Annotated in this window: 19 protein-coding genes; 7 read left to right on the top strand and 12 right to left on the bottom strand. The window is 68.6% G+C overall.

Annotated features, from left to right (window positions below; translation table 11 throughout):
• The first annotated feature begins 22 nt into the window (after positions 1-22).
• Entirely contained in the window at positions 23-907 is an 885-nt protein-coding gene (locus ACIHAX_RS14845) for an LLM class F420-dependent oxidoreductase (protein WP_364426315.1), read from the top strand.
• Between the two features lie 15 nt (positions 908-922).
• Here ACIHAX_RS14845 and ACIHAX_RS14840 read toward each other — a convergent pair whose 3' ends face one another.
• Genes ACIHAX_RS14840 through ACIHAX_RS14825 form a run of 4 tightly spaced genes read right to left on the bottom strand, consistent with a single transcriptional unit; the run spans position 923 to position 3028 of the window.
• On the bottom strand, positions 923-1327 hold the full coding sequence (locus ACIHAX_RS14840; RefSeq protein WP_364426312.1) for a hypothetical protein: 405 nt from the start codon (positions 1325-1327) through the stop codon (positions 923-925).
• The gene (locus tag ACIHAX_RS14835) at positions 1324-1446 is read right to left on the bottom strand and encodes a hypothetical protein (protein WP_355073936.1); all 123 of its coding nucleotides are present in this window, start codon (positions 1444-1446) and stop codon (positions 1324-1326) included. The genes ACIHAX_RS14840 and ACIHAX_RS14835 overlap by 4 nt, the downstream gene beginning before the upstream one ends.
• Positions 1447-1485: 39 nt before the next feature.
• Complete coding sequence (locus tag ACIHAX_RS14830) at positions 1486-2070, bottom strand: class I SAM-dependent methyltransferase (RefSeq protein ID WP_397277872.1); 585 nt, start codon at positions 2068-2070, stop codon at positions 1486-1488.
• A 13-nt stretch (positions 2071-2083) separates the two neighbouring features.
• Positions 2084-3028: a helix-turn-helix transcriptional regulator gene (locus tag ACIHAX_RS14825; protein ID WP_397277870.1), complete on the bottom strand. Its 945-nt coding sequence runs from the start codon at positions 3026-3028 to the stop codon at positions 2084-2086.
• A gap of 15 nt (positions 3029-3043) precedes the next feature.
• On the opposite strand from ACIHAX_RS14825, the gene ACIHAX_RS14820 reads away from it, so the two are divergent.
• Positions 3044-3763, top strand: a complete 720-nt coding sequence (locus tag ACIHAX_RS14820) for an SDR family oxidoreductase (protein ID WP_397277868.1) — start codon at positions 3044-3046, stop codon at positions 3761-3763.
• Positions 3764-3841: 78 nt separating this feature from the next.
• On the opposite strand, the gene fabG is transcribed toward ACIHAX_RS14820, so the two are convergent.
• The 5 genes from fabG to ACIHAX_RS14795 form a co-directional block, all read right to left on the bottom strand.
• Positions 3842-4594: a 3-oxoacyl-ACP reductase FabG gene (gene fabG / locus ACIHAX_RS14815; RefSeq protein ID WP_397277866.1), complete on the bottom strand. Its 753-nt coding sequence runs from the start codon at positions 4592-4594 to the stop codon at positions 3842-3844.
• Between the two features lie 14 nt (positions 4595-4608).
• Positions 4609-5757, bottom strand: coding sequence for an acyl-CoA dehydrogenase family protein (locus tag ACIHAX_RS14810; RefSeq protein WP_356964311.1), 1149 nt, complete (start codon positions 5755-5757; stop codon positions 4609-4611).
• Positions 5758-5937: 180 nt separating this feature from the next.
• Complete coding sequence (locus ACIHAX_RS14805) at positions 5938-6555, bottom strand: haloacid dehalogenase-like hydrolase (RefSeq protein ID WP_355073927.1); 618 nt, start codon at positions 6553-6555, stop codon at positions 5938-5940.
• A 218-nt stretch (positions 6556-6773) separates the two neighbouring features.
• Entirely contained in the window at positions 6774-8195 is a 1422-nt protein-coding gene (locus ACIHAX_RS14800) for an amino acid permease (protein ID WP_397277863.1), read from the bottom strand.
• A gap of 99 nt (positions 8196-8294) precedes the next feature.
• Positions 8295-9440 carry an LLM class flavin-dependent oxidoreductase gene (locus tag ACIHAX_RS14795; protein WP_397277861.1) on the bottom strand — a complete coding sequence of 382 codons (1146 nt, stop codon included), beginning with the start codon at positions 9438-9440 and terminating at the stop codon, positions 8295-8297.
• A 327-nt stretch (positions 9441-9767) separates the two neighbouring features.
• Here ACIHAX_RS14795 and ACIHAX_RS14790 point away from each other — a divergent pair, with 327 nt between their 5' ends.
• Both ACIHAX_RS14790 and ACIHAX_RS14785 read left to right on the top strand, forming a co-directional pair.
• Positions 9768-11273, top strand: a complete 1506-nt coding sequence (locus ACIHAX_RS14790) for a flavin-containing monooxygenase (protein WP_397277859.1) — start codon at positions 9768-9770, stop codon at positions 11271-11273.
• A gap of 161 nt (positions 11274-11434) precedes the next feature.
• Entirely contained in the window at positions 11435-12457 is a 1023-nt protein-coding gene (locus tag ACIHAX_RS14785) for an ABC transporter substrate-binding protein (RefSeq protein WP_364426286.1), read from the top strand.
• Positions 12458-12531: 74 nt separating this feature from the next.
• On the opposite strand, the gene ACIHAX_RS14780 is transcribed toward ACIHAX_RS14785, so the two are convergent.
• Both ACIHAX_RS14780 and ACIHAX_RS14775 read right to left on the bottom strand, forming a co-directional pair.
• Positions 12532-13764: an MFS transporter gene (locus tag ACIHAX_RS14780; RefSeq protein WP_397277857.1), complete on the bottom strand. Its 1233-nt coding sequence runs from the start codon at positions 13762-13764 to the stop codon at positions 12532-12534.
• A gap of 158 nt (positions 13765-13922) precedes the next feature.
• Positions 13923-14579, bottom strand: coding sequence for a hypothetical protein (locus ACIHAX_RS14775; RefSeq protein ID WP_397277855.1), 657 nt, complete (start codon positions 14577-14579; stop codon positions 13923-13925).
• 18 nt (positions 14580-14597) lie between these two features.
• Between ACIHAX_RS14775 and ACIHAX_RS14770 the strand changes: the two genes are divergently transcribed.
• Complete coding sequence (locus ACIHAX_RS14770; RefSeq protein WP_397277853.1) at positions 14598-14852, top strand: hypothetical protein; 255 nt, start codon at positions 14598-14600, stop codon at positions 14850-14852.
• A gap of 25 nt (positions 14853-14877) precedes the next feature.
• Here ACIHAX_RS14770 and ACIHAX_RS14765 read toward each other — a convergent pair whose 3' ends face one another.
• Positions 14878-17673, bottom strand: coding sequence for an ATP-binding protein (locus tag ACIHAX_RS14765; RefSeq protein WP_397277851.1), 2796 nt, complete (start codon positions 17671-17673; stop codon positions 14878-14880).
• 216 nt (positions 17674-17889) lie between these two features.
• Between ACIHAX_RS14765 and ACIHAX_RS14760 the strand changes: the two genes are divergently transcribed.
• Positions 17890-18246: a VOC family protein gene (locus ACIHAX_RS14760; protein ID WP_356964301.1), complete on the top strand. Its 357-nt coding sequence runs from the start codon at positions 17890-17892 to the stop codon at positions 18244-18246.
• A 53-nt stretch (positions 18247-18299) separates the two neighbouring features.
• Positions 18300-18773: a DUF1801 domain-containing protein gene (locus tag ACIHAX_RS14755; RefSeq protein ID WP_364426274.1), complete on the top strand. Its 474-nt coding sequence runs from the start codon at positions 18300-18302 to the stop codon at positions 18771-18773.
• Positions 18774-18779 lie beyond the last annotated feature (6 nt).

Here is an 18779-nt window from a genome sequence, read left to right as displayed (position 1 = left end):
CCCGGTTCGCTAGACAGGACACGTGACTGCGCAGCGCCCCTTCCGGTTCGGTGTCAACATGGTGGTCCCCGAGTCCAGGTCGAATTGGATCGAAAAGTGCCGTCGAGCAGAGGAACTCGGCTTCGACGTGGTGGGTGTCGCCGACCATCTCGGCCTGCCCGCGCCGTTCCCCGCGATGATCCTGGCCGCCGAGGCGACCGAGCGGGTGCGGTTGAACACCTTCGTGCTCAACACCGCGTTCTACAACCCCGTCCTGCTGGCCCGCGACGTGGCCGGTGCCGACCAGTTCACCGACGGGCGGGTCGAACTCGGGCTCGGCGCTGGCTACGTGCAGGCGGAATTCGAGGCCGCGGGCATCCCCTTCGAAAGCGGGAGCAAGCGCGTCGAGCACCTGGAACAGACGGTGGTCACATTGCGCGGCCTGTTCGCCGATCCGGAGTATCAGCCGCAACCCGCACAGCCGTCGGGACCGCCCGTGCTCATCGGCGGATGGGGTGATCGCTTGCTCGCCGTCGCCGCGCGGCACGCCGACATCATCGCCTTCACGGGCGCGGCGGCCGCGCGCAATGGCGGGCCACTGCAGATGGCCGGGCTCGACGAGATCGAGGAGCGCGTCGTCTATGTGCGGGATCTGCTCGGTCCGCGGCTGGACAAGGTCGAGTTCAACATCCTCGTGCAGCGGGTGGTGCCGCCCGAGGAGCGCGCGAGCGTGCTGGAGGTCTTCGGTCCGGCGCTGCCGCCCGACGTCGCCGACTCCCCGGAGGAACATCCGATCCTGCTCATGGGCACTCCCGAGGAGATGGCCGACCGCCTGCGCGATCGGCGCGATCGCTACGGCATCACCTACATCACCGTCCTCGAGGACAGCATGGAGAAGTTCGCCCCGGTCATCGCGTTGCTGCGCTGATCCGCCGGACGCGAGTCACGGCAGTGGATCGATGATGACGCGCGGATCGATCTGCCTGAGCCGTCTCGGGCGGCTGGTCAGGCAGGGCCAGGTGCGGGCGACCGCCTCGCGGGTGACATGGCCCGCGGCGACGAGGGCGTCGGCGGGGGCCGCGCCGCCGAGTGGAGTGAGCGGCGGGCTCACGGTGCGGTCGAACGATGGGACGACGGTGTGCGGCAGGCCGACCAGCACGGCCAGGATGTCGAGCCGATCGGCCGGAATGTGCGTGCGCGCCGCCGCGAGAACGGTGCTCGGAACGACGATGGTGTTTCCCGCGTCGACCGTCGCCCAGACGACCGCTTGGGCGTAGTTGGCGCGGTTGGCGAACGCGACGACGGCGGCGGCGTCGAAGACGACTCCGCCGAGTGCGCGGGTGGTCACGCCGCGCCTGCGTGCCGTACGTCCACCTCCTCGCCGGGTAGTAGCGGCGGCGTCGGCACGGCGTGGTCGGGCAGCGTGCGGATGGCCTTTCGCGGTCTGTGCTCCCGAAGCGGCGGCATGCCCACGACTCTAGCGGGGTGCGTCCTCGCGATGGACGATCACGCGGGTTTGTGCCACAGCAGTGTGTAGCGCCACATGAGCCGCCGCCGCATGCGCGCTCCGGGCAGGAGTTCCGCTGCGGCGGAGCGGATCTCGGCGTATCCGTCCACGGGGTCGCGCGTTCGCGCACTCGGCCAGGAGACGCGGTGCGCGAGGTCCATCGCCCGGATGAGCGGCACCACTGGGAAGTAGTGGAAGTCCGTGCGCGGCGTCATCTTCCACAACCCGACCACGGCGAGCACGCCGCCGGGCGCGACCAGGTCGCGCAGTGCCGTGAGCCCCGCCCGCAGCGAAACATGATGCAGCGTGGCCACGGTGGTGACGACATCGAAAGAGCCCGCGTAGTCGAGGAAGTCGGCCTGTTCGAGCGACACGCCCGTCGTGGCGGGGGCTGCGGCGATGATGTCCGGGTCGACGTCGATCCCGGTGACCGCCAGCCCGCGTCCGGCCAGTTTGCCCGCCAGCAGCCCGTCCCCGCAGCCGATGTCGAGGGCGGTGCGCGCGGAGAGTGGCACCTGCTTCAACAGCCAGGAGTGGTAGCGGGTGTTGTGATTCCAGTAGGGATCGTCGCGCACGGCTGTCATCGTAAGGCGGTGGCTAGCCGTTGGGCTCCGTCACCGTGAACCGCTGGGCACCGGTCACCCGGAGCAACTCCAGGGCCGACGCTTCCCGGCTGCCGGGCGCCGCCGAATAGACGACGACGGCTTGGTCGGTGTCCGGCACGAGCAGGGTGTCGCAGTCCAGCCGCAACGAGCCCAGGTCCGGGTGATCGATCGTCTTGGTCGCGCTGCGCCACTGCCCCGACCGCCGTGCGTTCCACAGTTGCTCGAATCGTGGACTGCGGGCGCGCAGTTCGGAGACCAGGCGTAGGAGGCCGGGATCGTCGGGGTAGCGCGCGCGAGCGCTGCGCAGGCTGGCGACCGAGAACGCCGCGGCATTGTCGGCCTCGGCGGGTGTCATCATCACCCGCCCGGGTTCGGTGCCGAGGAAACGCTGCCAGATGATGTTGCGCTGGGCGGGCGGCCACACGGAGAAATCGCCGAGCAGCGCGGTCGCCATCGGATTCCAGGCCAGCAGATCGGCTTTCGCCGACAGCACCAGCGCGGGCAGATCCGCCATCCGGTCCAGCAGACGCAAGACGCTGGGCCGCACCACCATGTCGATGCGGTCCTCCTGCGGAGGCGCCGCGCCCGCGAGCTGGAACAGCAGCGTGCGGTCCTCGTCGTTGAGCCGCAACGCGCGGGCCAGCGCGGCCAGCACCGAGCTGGACGGACGGGGACCGCGCCCCTGTTCCAGCCGCACCACGTAGTCCACGCTGACGCCAGCGAGCTGGGCGACCTCCTCGCGCCGCAGTCCCGGCACCTGCCTGCGCGAGCCCGCGGGCAGCCCGACGTCCACCGGACGCACTCGCTCGCGCGCCTGCCGGAGCAACGCGGCCAGCTCGGTTCGATCCACATCCCGATCATGCCGCAGCCGGTCGACGCCGGGGTGGGAGCGCTGCTCCCAGGAGTTGGCAGCCCTGGTGCGCGGTTGCTTGGACACGTGACGCTGGCATCCGTGAACGATACGACTACGGCCCTGGTGACCGGGGCGAACAAGGGCTTGGGACGCGAAACCGTCCGCAGGTTGGCGGATTTGGGCTGGCGGGTGTTCCTGGCCGCGCGGGACGAGAAGCTGGGGGAGGCGGCTGCGGCGGAGCTGACCGCGACGGGGGCGCCGGTCGAGTTCATCCCGCTCGATGTCACCTCCGCCGCATCGATCGCGGCCGCGGTCGAGCAGCTACGGCAGCGCACCGCGCGGCTGGACGTGCTGATCAACAACGCGGGTATCGGAGGGACCCGGAAACTGCCGGATCAAGTCGAGGCCGCGGACATGCGCGCGATGTTCGAAACCAATGTCTTCGGTCCGGTGCAGGTGACGAACGCGTTCCTGCCGCTGCTGCGTGCCGCCGAGCAGCCGCGGATCGTGATGGTGTCCAGTGGTATCGGTTCACTGGCGCGAACCTCCGACCCGGCCCGGATCGAATCCACGTTGCTCGGCCTGCCGTATCCGGCGTCGAAGACGGCGCTGAACATGATCACCTCGCAGTACGCCCGCGCGCTTCCTGGCATCCAGGTCAACGCGGCCGACCCCGGCTACACCGCGACGGACCTGAACGGTCACTCCGGCTTCCAGACCGTCACCGAAGGGACCGACGCGATCGTGCGGCTGGCGACGCTCCCGCCGGACGGACCCACCGGCGGGTTCTTCGACCGCACCGGGCCGGTCCCGTGGTGAGCCGACGACGGGACCGGCTATCGACGCGAAGTCCGGACGGTGCGGGCCGATGGGTGCCTCGGACCGGGCCTGCGCAAGTCAGCGGGCGCCTCCGTTGACATACAGCGTCTGGCCGCTGACGTAGCTCGCCTCGTCGCTGGCGAGGAACGCGATGACCGCCGCGACTTCGTCGGGCTGTCCCACCCGGCCCAGCGGCGTACGGTCCGCGGCGGCCTTCTGGTGGTCTTCGGCCGTCACGCCGACCCGGTTCGCGGTGGCGGCGGTCATGGCGGTGGCGATATAGCCGGGCGCCACCGCGTTCACCGTGATGTTGTAGGGCCCGAGTTCGAGAGCGAGCGTCGCGGTCAGTCCCTGGATGCCCGCCTTGGCGGCGGCGTAGTTGGCCTGGCCGCGATTGCCGAGCGCCGACCGGCTCGACAGCGACACGATCCGGCCGTATCGCTGGGCCACCATGAACGTCTGCGCTATCTGCGCACAGTGGTAGGCGCCGGTCAGATTGACCGCGAGTACCGCGTTCCAGTCTTCCTCGGTCAGGCGGAAGAACAGGTCGTCGCGCGTGATCCCCGCGTTGTTCACCAAGATCTGCGGACTGCCCAGATCGGTTGCGACACGGTCGAATACGTTCTGCACCGACGCGCGGTCGGTGACGTCGCAGACGTAACCGCGCGCCACGCCGCCCGCCGCGGTGATCCGCGCGGCGGTCTCGCTGGGCTCTTCGCGGTCGAGTACGGCCACGGCGGCGCCCTCGGCGGCGAGGCGCAGCGCGGTGGCCGCGCCGATGCCCTGAGCCGCGCCGGTGACAACGGCGACCCGGTCGGTGAAGCGGTGCATCGGATGTACTCCTGTCAGAACGCGGCGACGCCGGTCAGTGCGCGGCCGATGAGCAGTTTCTGGATCTGGCTCGTGCCCTCGTAGAGGGTCATCACCTTGGCGTCGCGCAGATACTTGCCGACGGGGAACTCGTCGATGTACCCGTAGCCGCCGAACACCTGCACCGCGCGATCGGCCGCACGGACCGCGGCCTCGGAAGCGAACAGCTTCGCCTTGGAGGACGCCAGGGCGAATTCCTCGCCGCGGTCGACGAGATCGGCGACCCGCCACACCAGCAGCCGCGCCGCGTCGACGTCCAGCGCGATGTCGGCGAGCAGCTCCTGCACCAGCTGGTGGGCCGCGATCGGCTTGCCGAACTGTTCCCGCTGGGTGGCGTAGCCGACGGCGGCGTCCAAGCACGCCTGGGCCAGCCCGACGCAACCGGCCGCGACCGACATGCGGCCCTTGGCCAGCGCCGCCATCGCCACCGTGAAGCCTTTGCCCTCGGCGTGCAGGCGGGCGCTGTCGGGGACGCGCACCCCGTCGAGCACGAGTTCGGCGGTGGCCTGTCCGCGCAGCCCGAGCTTGCCGTGGATCTCCCGCGCGGTGAAGCCGGGGGAGTCGGTCGGGACCAGGAACGCGCTGATGCCCCGATGCCCTTCGCCGCCGGTACGCGCGAACACCAGCGCCACATCGGCCCACGTGCCGTTGGTGATGAACATCTTCGTGCCCGACAGCACCCAGTCCGAGCCGTCGCGCACCGCGCGGGTGCGCAACTGGGCGGCGTCGGATCCGGTACCGGGCTCGGTGAGCGCGAAACAGCCGAGCGCCTCGCCGGCGACCAGTCGCGTGAGCCAGGCCTGCTTCTGCTCCTCGGTGCCGAAGTGGTGAATCGACTTCGCGACCAAGCCGAGCGACACCGAGACGATGCCGCGCACGGAGGAGTCGCCGCGCCCTAATTCCTCCAGGACCAGGCAGTACGTGAGGTGGTCGCCCGCGCTGCCGCCGTACTGCTCGGGGATGGTGAGCCCGAGGAAGCCCAGTTCGCCGAGCCGGGCGACGATCGACCGGTCCACCTGTTCGTCGCGATCCCACCGGGTGGCGTGCGGCGCGATCTCCCGGTCGACGAAATCGGCCGCCAGCTGTCGCGCCGCCGTCTGCTCGCCGGACAGTTCGAGGTTCATGCGCGGTAGGCTAGCGAAGAAAAAACTTGCACCGCAAGTTTTCGGCGTGGAGCGTTCGCGGAAGGCTGGGCAGGCCGTCGTTTCACCCGCGAATGCCTCGTGCCGCTATCGGCCCGTCGCACATGGCCGTGGCGACCGCGCGAGCAGTCCCGAAGGGGAGGAGCCGTGATCGGAGGTGGGTTAAGCGGTGACCGCTCCGAATTCCGTCGCGAGCCAGGCGGGGAACTCGGTGAGGTCGGCAAGCACCACGTCCGCGCCCGCCGCGCGCAGTTCGTCGGCCGAGCACGGCCCGGTGCTGACGCCGACCGCGAAGACGTCCGCGGCGCGCGCGCCGTTCATGTCGCCGACGTGGTCGCCGACGAACAGATTCGCTCCCTGTTCGCGCAGCGTCGCCGCCTTGCCTGCCGACCAGAGGTCGCCCGCGAGATGATCGACGCGCCAACCGAGTTCGGCGAGGTGCAGCTGTGCGAGCGGGGCGTGCTTGCCGGTGACGACGACCACTCGTCCGTCACGTGCCTCGACGGCCGCCAGTGCGGCTTGCGCGCCGGGCATGGGGGGAATGCTCGACACGATCGTCGGATAGAGCGCGCGGTAGCGGGTCACCAGGGCCGGGACGAGATCCTCGGGTGCGCCCGCTTCGACGAGCAAGGTGGCCAGCGGCGGGCCGAGCCGATCGGCGAAGGTCGTCCCGTTCAGCGGCAGATCGAATTCGATGCCGAGCAGGTCGATGGCCCGCGCGACGCCCGGCCGCGAGTCGATCAGCGTCATGTCGAGGTCGAAGCCCACGGTCCAGGTCACCTGACCGACCCTAATCGCCCATGCCGCGGCGTGCCGGTCCGGATGTTGTGATTCACAACTCGGCCGCGCGAGTGGTGGGATCGTCCGGAGCGTGTCGCCTGGTGGCGGTGCCCGTCGTGATCCACGTGGAACCGCCGATGCACTCGATGCCGGATAAAAGATTGTGCCGCAGAATGTTTCGGCAGCGAGTGCAAATCGGCGTCAGGTGTATCGCCGAGTCAGGATCCCGTCGGCGGGGCGGCGTCCAGCCGCGGCTCGGCGAGGGTGGAGCGCTTGCGTCCGTATCCGAGGTAGACCGCGATGCCGACCAGCACCCACACGCCGAACCGCACCCAGGTCAGCGCATCCAGCGTGGTCGCAAGCAGCAGGCACCCGACCAGCGCGAGCACCGGAACCACGGGCACCAGAGGGGTGCGGAACGGGCGTTCGCGCTCGGGCTCCACCCGGCGCAGCACCAGCACGCCCACGCACACCACCGCGAACGCCGACAGCGCGCCGATGTTCACCAGTTCCACCACGATGTCGATCGGCAGCAGTCCCGCGATGACCGCGCCGAGCGTTCCCAGCAGCAACGTCAGCCGCACCGGAGTGGCACGTTTGCCGGTGGCCGCGAGGGAGTAGGGCAGCAGCCGGTCGCGGCACATCGCGAACATCAACCGCACCTGCGCGTACACGATCAGCAGCAAACCCTTGGTGAGCGCGATGATCGAGGCGATCACGATGACGTCGCCGATCCAGCCGATGCGCACCGCGCCGAACGCGGCGGCGATCGGTGCGCTGTTGTTCAGCGTGGCGAACGGCACCATGCCGGTGAGCACGGCGCTGACCAGCGCGTAGAGCACGGTGGCGATGAGCACCGTGCCGATGATGGCGAAGGGTACGTCGCGCCGAGGGTTGCGCGCCTCCTCCGCCGACGCGGCGACCACGTCGAAACCGAGGAAGGCGAAGAACGCGATCGCGGCGCCGCCGATGATCCCACCGAGCCCGAACGGCGCGAACGGGGTCCAGTTGTCCACGCTCACGTGCGGGGTGCCTACGGCGATCACCAGCACCAGCACACTGATGGTCACCAGGACCAGCGCCTTGGTGATGCGGGCGGTGAACGTCACCTCACCCACCAGCACCGCGACGACGGCGGCGACGATCAGTACGGCGGGCAGGTTCACCACGCCGCCTTCTCCTGGCCCCGCGACGAGTGCGTGCGGGACGGTGATGCCGAACAGTGAATCGAGCGCGGACACCGTGGTCGCCGACCAGCCGATCGCCACCGCGGCGCCCGCGATGACGAACTCCAGCAGCAGGTTCCAGCCGACCAGGAACGCCGGTGCTTCGCCAAGGGTCGCGTAGGTATAGGTGTAAGCGCTGCCGGAGACCGGCACCATCGCCGCGAGTTCGCTGTAGCACAGCGCCACCAGCACGCACACCGTTCCGGCCAAGGCGAACGACAGCATGATGGCGGGCCCGGCTTTCTCCGCTGCCGCCACGCCGGTGATGACGAAGATCCCCGCGCCGACGATGGTGCCGACGCCCATGGCGGTGAGATCGAGCCGACCGAGCCTGCGCGCCAGCGTGGGCGCGCCCGCTTCGGTCGCGGTGTCGGGCAGGCGGCGGCGCCATCGCCGGGCTGATGCGGTGGTCATGACTCCCTCAGGAACGGTCCGTCGGTCGCGGCCGGTGTGCCGGACAGATAGACCATTCTCGCCGCGTAGCAGCGCGTGGGAATAACTGGGGTGTTGCGCTCAGCTGCCGGATGAGGTCGCGAAGGGCGTGGCGGCGGCGATGTGCTCGGTGCGGTTGGGATGCCGCCACAGGCCTTTGCGCTCCAGGATCGGCAGCACGCCTTCGCCGAACCAGTACGCCTCTTCCAAGTGCGGATAGCCGGAGAGGATGAAGTGGGTGATGCCCAGGCGCGCGTATTCGGCCAGCCGTTCGGCGACTTCGGCATGCGAGCCGACCAGTGCGGTGCCCGCGCCGCCGCGGACCAGGCCGACGCCCGCCCAGAGATTCGGCGCGATCTCCAGCCGTTCGGTGCTGCCGCCGTGCAGTTCCAGCATGCGCCGCTGGCCTTCGGATTCGCTGCGCGCCAGGTTCGCCTGCACCTGCTCGATGTCGGCGGGGTCGATGCCGGCCAGCAGCCGGTCGGCCTCGGCCCAGGCCTGCTCGGAAGTGTCACGGCTGATCACGTGGATGCGCAGGCCGTAGTCGAGGACGCGTCCGTGGTCCACCGCCAGACGGCGGATCCATTCCAGCTTCCTGCTCACCGCGAGCAGCGGCTCGCCCCAGGTCAGGTAGGTGTCGCTATAGCGGGCCGCGATCGGGCCCGCGGGTTCGGAGGAACCGCCGAAGAACACCGGCGGCACCGGGTCCGGTCGATTGCTCAGCAGTGCCTGCTCGACTCGGATGTGTTCGCCTTCGAACGTCACCGGCTCGGTGGAGGTCCACAGTTCCCGCACCACATGCAGGAATTCGCCGGTGCGTGCGTAGCGCTGGGACTTGTCCAGGAAGTCGCCGTAGGCCTGCTGCTCGTGCGGCTCGCCACCGGTCACCACGTTGAGCAGCAGCCTGCCCCTGGAATGCCGCTGGAAGGTGGCCGCCATCTGTGCCGCGAGCGTCGGGCTGACCAGGCCGGGGCGGAATGCCACCAGGAACTTCAGCGTCTCGGTGGTCTCCACCATCATCGCGGTGGTCAGCCAGGCGTCCTCGCACCACGCGCCGGTGGGGGTGAGCACGGCCTCGAACCCGTTGTCCTCGGCGGCGGCGCCGATCTGGTTCAGATACCGCAGGCTGGCCGGGCGATCACCGGACATGAAGGTGCCGTGCCCGCCCGCGACCAGTCCGCGGGAATCGCCGTAAGTGGGGAGGAACCAGTGGAACGACAGACTCATGCTGAGCCAACTCCCTTCCGGAGACCGCGGCCGAGCCACCGCGGTGACCAGCGCGCACGCGAAGCGACCCGAACCGGTGTCGCGGTCACAACGGCCCCGCGGCACCTCGGGTGGGACAGATCGGGCGGTGCGCCTTGTGGGCGCGCCGCAGTGATCCATGCTGGGCGCTCCGCCGGCTCAGGTCACGATTTGAAACCAAGCCGGTTTTTATTCCGGTCTCGGTACGTGTCACTATTCGTGACTAGACGTAACCACGAATAACACGTAATCTGGCCTCAGCACGCACCCTCAGGTGTGCGAGGCGGACCGGACGAAACGAGTACCTCAATGACGCGGCATGTCGACGTATTGATCATCGGCGCTGGGCTGTCCGGAATCGGCATGGCCTGCCATCTCACCAAAGAGCAGACGGGACGCAGTTACGCGATCCTGGAACGCAGGACCGCCATCGGCGGCACCTGGGATCTGTTCCGTTACCCCGGCATCCGCTCCGATTCCGACATGTACACCTTCGGCTACGGCTTCCGCCCGTGGAACGGCACCAAGGTCCTCGCAGACGGCCCGCACATCCGCCACTACATCGAGGAGACGGCGGCCGAGTACGGCGTCACCGAGCACATCCGGTTCGGCCGCAAGGTCACCACGGCCCGCTGGTCGAGCGAGACGGCCACCTGGACGGTCGAGGCGCTCGACGAGCAGACCGGCGAGACCGAGATCCACACCAGCGACTTCCTGGTCGGCTGCACCGGCTACTACGACTACGACAACGGCTACCGTCCGCAGTTTCCCGGTGAGGAGAACTTCGGTGGGCGCATCGTGCATCCCCAGCACTGGCCGGAAGACCTCGACTACGCAGGCAAGAGGGTGGTGGTGATCGGCTCCGGCGCCACCGCGATCACTCTGATCCCGGCCATGAGCGACGCGGCGGCGCACGTCACCATGCTGCAACGCTCGCCGACGTACATCACCGCGCTGCCCGCCGACGACCCGGTCGCGGTGGGGATGAAAGCCGCCAAGGTGCCGGAGAAGCTGGCCTACCGGATCGGCCGGGCCCGCAATATCGCCTTGCAGCGCGCGAGCTTCCAACTCTCCCGCACCAACCCGGAGGCGGCGAAGAAGCTCCTGCTGGCCGCCGTGCGCATGCAGGTCGGCCCCGGCATCGACATGCGCCATTTCACGCCGAACTACAACCCGTGGGACCAGCGGCTGTGCGTGGTTCCCAACGGTGACCTGTTCAAGGTGTTGCGCAGCGGCAAGGCCTCCATCGTCACCGACCGCATCGAGACCTTCACCGAGACCGGCATCCGCTTGGCCTCCGGCGAGGAACTGCCCGCCGATCTGGTCATCAGCGCCACCGGCCTGAGCGTGCAGATGCTGGGCGGCATGACCCTGGAGATCGACGGCGAGCCGGTGGTGACCCGGGACCGGGTGGTCTACAAGGGTGCCATGCTCGACAGCGTGCCGAACGCGATGATGGTGCTCGGCTACACCAACGCGTCCTGGACGTTGAAAGCGGACCTGGCGGCCGAGTACTTCTGCCGGGTGCTCAACCACATGAGGAAGAACGGTTTCACCCGGGTCGAGGCCGTCGCCACCGAGCGCGACCGAGGCGCCGACTCGGTGATGGGCGGGGCACTGACCTCCGGCTACATCCAGCGCGGCGACGCGGTGATGCCGCGGCAGGGCACCAATGGCCCGTGGCAGGTGATCAACAACTACTTCCGCGATCGCAAGCTGCTGCGCAAGGGCGCGCTCGAAGACGGGGTGCTGACCTTCAGGCGGACCGAGAAGTCGACCGCCACACGGCCGCTGGAAGGTACGCGCAGCGCCTGATCGCGGGGCGTCGCACCGCGGCGGGCACGACGATGTGCCTACCGCGAGCGCGTGTCGTTTTCGAATCGCGCCGAAGACAACCCTGGACACGAAATAGCGCATGCTCAACGATCGCTGCACTGCGACGCGATGGCGCGTCGGCGGATGTATCGAGGGAGAGTATGAGCGTGATAACGCGCAGCAAGTTTCTGATAGGCGCGGTAGTCGCCACAACTCTGGCATTGCTTTCGACCGCATGCGGTGGCGGGGAGGTCCGCACCTCCGGCGGTGTGCCGGTCCTGCGGTATCAAGGCTGGGCCTCGCAAGTCGTCATTCCCGAACTCGCGGAGGATCTGGGCTTCTTCGACGGCAAAGTGAAGCTCGAATGGCAGGGCAATACCATCAGCGGTCCGCAGGACATCCAATCGGCGGCGACCGGTCAGGTCGATTTCGGCGGCGCGTTCGGCGGCGCGGTCGCGAAACTGGCGCAGGGCGGTGCGCCGATCACAGCGGTGGTGAACTACTACGGATCCGATGCGAAGACGTTCACCGGATTCTATGTTCCCGAGAACAGTCCGATCAGAACTCCGAAGGATCTGCTGGACAAGAAGATCGGGGTGAACACCCTGGGTGGTCAGTCCGAGGCGGACATCCACACCGCGCTGAAGAAGGTCGGTTTCACCGAGCAGCAGATCAAATCGGTTCAGCTGGTGGTGTTGCCCCCGCCGAATACCGAGGACGCCGTGCGGCGCGGCCAGGTCGACGTGGCCGCTCTGAGCGGACAATTCCAGCAGCGCGCGATCGCCAATGGCGGCCTTCGTCCGGTCTTCACCGACTACGAGGAGTTCGGTCCCTTCAACGGCGGCCAGTACGTGTTCCGCAACGACTTCATCGCCAAGAACCCCGACAGTGTCCGGGCATTCGTCGACGGGGTCGCCAAGGCGATCGAATGGCAGAAGACGACTCCTCGTGACCAGGTGGTCGCGAAGTTCACCGAAATCATCGAGAAGCGAAAGCGTTCGGGGGAGGACGCCTCGTCGGTGAAGTACTGGCTTTCGGTCGGAGTGCCTGCCGTCAACGGCGTGATCGTCGATGCCGACTTCGTGCGCTGGGAGGATTGGTTGCGGGATACCGGCGCCATCACCGGTTCGTTCGAGCCGTCGAAGTTCTACACCAACAAGTACAACTCGCAGGCTCCGAAGTAATGCATGCGACGGATCGGGCGTCGTTGCGCGCGAGCCCGATCCGTCTTCCTCATTTGGTCGGCTGAGAACGGTAACTACGGCTGAACTGCGCGATAGCTCGGTTTGGGCCAAGGGATGTACACCGGAATGTATCGCGCCATCACCCCGGCGCCGAGGGCCGACACGCCTCCGATGGCGAGGACCGCCACGGCCAGCGGACCGATCGCCGCCAATCCACTGATCACCAACGGGCCCACGAAGAAACCGCCGTCGTGGGTGAGCCGCCACGCGGCGAGGAACTCGGCACGACTTGCGGCGGGCGCGATATCGGCGCCGATGGTCATGATGACACCGTTGCCGATGCCGTTGCCGATTCCCATGACGATCGCAGCGATGCCGAGTGTGAGCGCCGAATCGGTCAGCGGCACCGACAAATACGCGACCGCCAGGATGACCAACGACGGCACGGCGATGAATCTCCTGCCGTACCGGTCCATCAAATGCCCTGCGGGATAGGCGCACAGTACATCGAGGCCAGCCCCGATGCCGAAGATCAGGCTCGCGGTAGCGGCGTCGACGCCGAGATGATCGGCCCACAGCGGCAGTACGGCTTCCCGTGACGAACGCGCCGCACCCATCAACAACGACCCGGCGCCCAGCGTCAGTAACAGCGCGCGATGTGCTCGCGCGATCTCGACCAGGGACAGCGGCGGTTTCGGTATCGCTCCGGCGGCCGGGGTCTGCGGGTCCGGCAGCCGGGCCATCAGCCATCCGGCGATCGCGATGGCGATCAACTGGACGACGAATCCGCCGCGCGTGCCGAGGCCGGTGATAGCGGCCGCACCGAGAAACGGTCCGGCGAAGAATCCCAGTCGCATGGCTCCGCCGAATAACGACATCGCCCGCGCTCGGCGTTCGAACGGCACCACTTCCGACAGATAGCTCATTCGAGCCAATCCCCAGACCGCATTGGACAGTCCGACGATTATCAGCCCTGCACCCAGAATCGGCACCGCCGGTGCGAACAAGCACAACAGCACGCCGATCGAACCCGCCGTACTCGCGGCGATGATGGAGATCCGCTCACCGAGCCGGGCGACGACCTGGCCCGCGGGAATGTCGCCGAGTATCTGCCCGAGGCCGACCAGGGCGACGGTCAGACCAGCGACGGCGGCCGACGCGCCCAGGTCGAGCGCCGTGAGTGCCATGACGGGCGCCGCGGCTCCCATGCCGATCCCGTACGCCGCCGCGGGTACGTAAACGGTGAACAACAATGGCCGAAGTGAGGGAAGTTCGACCGACGATCCGTCCTGCCGGTAGGTGGTCATGCGACAACTCGAATATGCGCCGGTAAGTAATGCGCCCTGCACAAATAGGATGATGGGACCATATGGCCTCACGGTACGGATGTTCTTATCCGCTCCATATTGTGAAAATCGAGGTGATTTTTACTTCGGGACCGCCGGGTCCCGCTCTCGTGTTCGCGTCAGGAATCCGTGCGAGCCGGTGTCCGTACGGCTATTTCGCCGCTCAATGCGTAGTCGCCGGACAGTTGCAGTCGGTCTCCGCTCCAGAATCGGCCCGGGTCGTACCAGTCGGGGCTGCGGCGCTCGGGCAGTAGCCCCATCGCTTGGTATGTGGCGGCGACGATTTCGGCACAGTACGCGTTCTCCAGCTCGCGGGCGGTCGATCCACTCGTCTTCCTGCGGGGCAGACGCGCACGACCGCGGAGCCAGCGCCCCGCCAAGCCCGCGGTGGAGGGGAACGGAGTGCCGTCGAGCCGGGCGATGGCGCGCAGCGCGCCGTCCTCCATGGCGCGGGTGGTGGGAGGGTTCAACTGGCGCAACCATGCCTGCTGACCGTAGCGGTGTGCCCAGACCAGAACGGCATCGCGCAGATTGTGCAACTGGGCGCCACGGTGCGCGGTCCCCGACCACATGTCGGTCAGTGATCGTCCGAGCTCCGCGTGCCAGATCAGCGCGGGCAGGTCGTCGATCACGACGGACATCCCGACATGGTTCACCGGACTGTTCGTCGTCATGCGAATCACCCGGTCGGCTGTGGAATGGCCACGGAAAAGCCAGATGTCACCCGTCCTGGTGACCTCGACCGCTCGGTCGAGATCGATGCCCGTCCCCGTCATGGTCGTAGCCTATGCGGTATGAGGTGGTGGAAGGCAGTGGGATTGGCGGGTGTGGCCGGTGTGGTTGCCACCGGTGTCGTGGTGGTGCGCGCCGAGCGCCGCCGCCGTGCCTACACCCCGGACCAAGTGCGCGAACAACTGCACGCGCGATTGGCCCAGGCGGCGTCGGCCGCGGCGGACGCCGAAACCGCCCGTGCGCAGCCGCAACCCGCGCCGAGTCTCGGCGAGCGCGTCCGGCGATTGTTCCGTCGTTGGTCGGGACGCGGGAAGTAAGCGTGAGCCGAGCGCAGACGGCGGTTCACAAAGTGATAGGCGCCATCGGGGCGAGGCCGAGTTCGGCGAACGCGGCCGCGCCGCGTGCGGCGTGCTCGCCACCGGCGAGCACCACGGTGCGCGCCGACTGGTAACGGCAACCGGCGGCGTCGAACGCGGCCGCCGTGGCGAGCAGCCGCTGCCGGTCACCGGCGTGCAATGCCGCGGCGCGCTCGACGATGGCACCGGCGATGGGGTTTCCGGCGACGATGGTCCTGGCCTCGGCGAGGCGATCGGCGGCATCGGGGGCCTTGGCGAGCACGGCGGCTTCAGCCCGCAGCGCCACATACCAGTGCAGCCAGATCCAGGTGACCCATCTCCATACCTCGCCGGGATCGGCTGCCATCCGTTCCAACGCCGCGCTCACCTGCCCGCGGTGGAGCATGGCGAGTGCGTCGAAGACCGCGCCATAGCCGTGGATATGCGCTGGTGGCGTGCCGAGTCGGGCTACGACGGCGTCCCATTCGGCCCGAGCGTCATGGTCGCCGCGTAGGTCGTGGATCATCGCCACGCCGGCTACCGCCGGACCGAGGACCGACTTGACGGGGTTGCCGACCCGATGCCACGACTCGAGGAATCGGACGCTGTTGGTGCGTACCTCCGCGACATTGCCCGCCAACGCGTCGGTCACCAGCAGCCAGCTCGTCGCGCGATGTCCGACCTCGGCGAGCAGCGGATGATCCGCGAGCTGCTGGGCCCACCGGCGGGCGCCCAGCAGATCACCCGCGCCGAGTTCGGCCTCGGCGGCCTCGCCGAGCGCGTCGATCAGCTCATGGGTACCGGCTGGGGTATGCGGAGCGGAGTTCAACAACACCATTCGGCTACGCGCAACGGCCGCTGCGGCGAAGGTGTCACCGGCCATGCTGTGCGCCCCGGCGAGTGTGTCGAGCGCAGCGGACTCCGCGAGCGGATCAGCCGTGTGCCTGGCGAGTTCGACGGCACGTTCGGCGCGCGCGACGGTCTCGGACACAAGGTCGGATGAGTGCAGGCCGGTGAGGGCATCGGTGAGCGCTCGTCCGGCTTCGGCCAGCGCCACGGCGGCCTGGGCGGGCGGGTCGACACCGGCGAGCTGCCGCGCCTCGGTGATGAGCGCGATGGCTTCCTCCGGTGCCAGGGGCCGGACGAACTTACTCGCGAACCGGTAGCCGTTGGCAGCGGCGGTCGCCAGGTCGCGGGCGGCGCCGGCGGAGTCGCCGGACCTGAGGGCCGCCTCCGCGGCCGCGCGGTGCAGGCGGTGCATATCGTCGCCCCGCATCTGACCTCCGGCCGCGGCAGCGGCATGGCGCAGCATCGAGGCGGCGGCGGACGGGTCGTCGGCGAGCGCGGCCGCCTGCTCGTAGCGCATCTGGGACTCACCGATCAGATTTCGGGTGAAGCACAGTCGCGCCAGATGCTGGGCGAACCGGAAGGCATCCGCGCGGTGCTCCGGCCGATCGTTCGCCCACGTCATCGCGGCGCGGAAGTCGTCGGCCACCGCGTCGAATCGTGCCCGCCAGTCCGCTTTCACCACCGTCAGCTCGGCGGCCTCGGCCAGGCACCAGCGGAGGTGCCCCGCACGGGTGCCTGCCAGTTCACCGGCCTGCGTGAGCTGCTCCGTCCCGTACTGGCGGATGGTTTCCAGCGCCCGGTATCCGGTCCCACTCGGGTATGCCGTCACCGCGAGCAGGCTCTGCTCGGCGAGTCGGGCCAGTCCGTCTGCGACAACGGCTTTCTCGGACGCCGCTACCTGCGCCGCCGCCTCGACGGTGAACGCGCCCATGAAGACCGACACCCGGCGCAGTAGCACTCGATCGTCCGGCTCCAGCAAGGCGTGGCTCCAGTCCAGCGCTGCCCGGACCGACCGGTGCCGGTCCTCGGCGCGCGGTCCCCCGGCGAGCATCCTGAGCTGGTCCGACAGTCCGGCTTCGAGACCATCCAGCCCGAGCGTCGTCCAGCGTGCGGCAGCCAACTCGATCGCCAGCGCCACACCATCGAGTCGCTCGCAGAAGGTGGCGACCTGGTCGCGAAGGGCGTGATTCGGCGGCCAGCCGCCGGCCGCCGCGCGGTCCATGAACAGCCGGACCGCATCCGAGTCGCCATCGCCGGCCAAGGACATCGGCGCGACCGTGTACACCCGCTCGAACGGCACCATCAGCCGGGCCCGGCTGGTCGCCAGCACCGTCAATCGCGGACATGTCGCGAGCAGTCGTTCGATGAACGGCGCCACCCCGTCGCGCACATGCTCGCAGTTGTCCAGCACCAGTAAGGCGTGCCGGTCGGCCAGCGCGGTGAGCACAGACTCGTCCATGCCGCGGCCGGGCTGCTCGCCGAGGCCGAGCGCGAGGGCGACCGTACCGGCGATCACGCCGGTGTCCGCGCTGGTGACCGGCACCAGGTCGACGAACCACACCCCGTCGGTGTACGCAGCGGCCATCTCCGCCGCGACGGCCAGCGCAAGCCGGGTCTTGCCCACTCCGCCGGGACCGACCGCGGTCACCTGCCGGTATTCGCCGATCATCGCGGTCAGTTCCGCGCGCTCCCGGCCGCGGCCGATGAAGGAAGTCAGCGGCCTCGGCAGGACCGGCGCCGGGTGCGGCCGGTCGTCGCGTACCGAAGCGGACGCGCGCTGGGCCAGTGCCCGCCGATCGGGCACCTCCAGTTTGCGCAGCAGTGAGGAGACGTGGCTTTCCACGGTGCGCACGGAGATGAACAGCTTCGCCCCGATCTCGGCGTTACTGAGATGTTCCCCCACCAGCGCCAGCACCTCGGCTTCCCGAGCCGAGATCTCCACCGTCGCCACCATGGCACCGATTCTGCCGTATCCCTTCGCCCTCATACTTCTCGGTCTGTTCCCGGTTGCGGGTTGCCGCCGTAGTCGATCGGTGGCCCGATCAGTGGACGGTTCCGTGGTCGCCACGGATGTGGGTCGGAGTCGCCGGGAGAGATGCTGTGAGCACGCCCGGTTCGCCCGACAGAACGGCACACCGGGACAACGTGACCGACGAGTTCAGGAGTGATCATGACCAGCTCTCCCACCCAGGGAATCAAGACCGTGCTGCATCCCGTGTCCGACCTGGCGGCAGCCAAGGCGCTGTTCACCGCTTTGCTCGGCACGGCGCCGCAGACCGACTCGCCTTACTACGTCGGCTTCGAGGCCGAGGGCCAGCACATCGGGCTGGTGCCGAACGGCGGACCGCAGGGAATGACCGCACCGGTGGCCTACTGGCACGTGCCGGACATCGAGGCGAAGCTGGCGGAAGTGACCGCCGCGGGCGCCACTGTGGCGGAGTCCGCCCACGATGTCGGCGGCGGCCGCCTGGTGGCCACCGTCACCGACGTCGACGGCCACGTCCTCGGGCTGATCCAGGACCGATGAGCGCCCGAACCACCATCGAAATCACCCCTGTCCGAGACGAAGGAGACACACTCATGACCGCGCAGAAGTCCGCCACCCGCACCAACGCCAAGACCAAGACCGCGGTGGGATTCACCGACGAGGAACGCGCCGCGATGAAGGAGCACGCCCAAGAGTTGAAGACGGCCGCGCGCCGCGGCTCGCGCGCGACGAAGGCGGACGGGGAGAAGGACGTGCTCGAGAAGATCGCCGGAATGGCCGAATCCGATCGCGTCATGGCCGAGCGGGTGCACGCCGTCGTCCGAGCCAGCGCTCCGGATCTGTCGCCGAAGCTGTGGTACGGCATGCCCGCCTACGCCAAGGACGGCAAGGTCGTGTGCTTCTTCCAGAGCGCGGAAAAGTTCAAATCGCGTTACGCGACTCTCGGTTTCAGCGATATCGCCACCCTCGACGACGGCGCCATGTGGCCGACGTACTTCGCGCTGACGAAGGTGTCCGCCGCCGAGGAGGCGAGGATCGGCGAACTGGTGCGGAAGGCGGTTGGCTGAGCGCCG

Origin of the sequence: Nocardia sp. NPDC051929 (assembly GCF_044548645.1) — a bacterium.
GTDB lineage: Bacteria > Actinomycetota > Actinomycetes > Mycobacteriales > Mycobacteriaceae > Nocardia > Nocardia sichangensis.
This window is presented reverse-complemented; position numbering and strand designations above follow the sequence as displayed.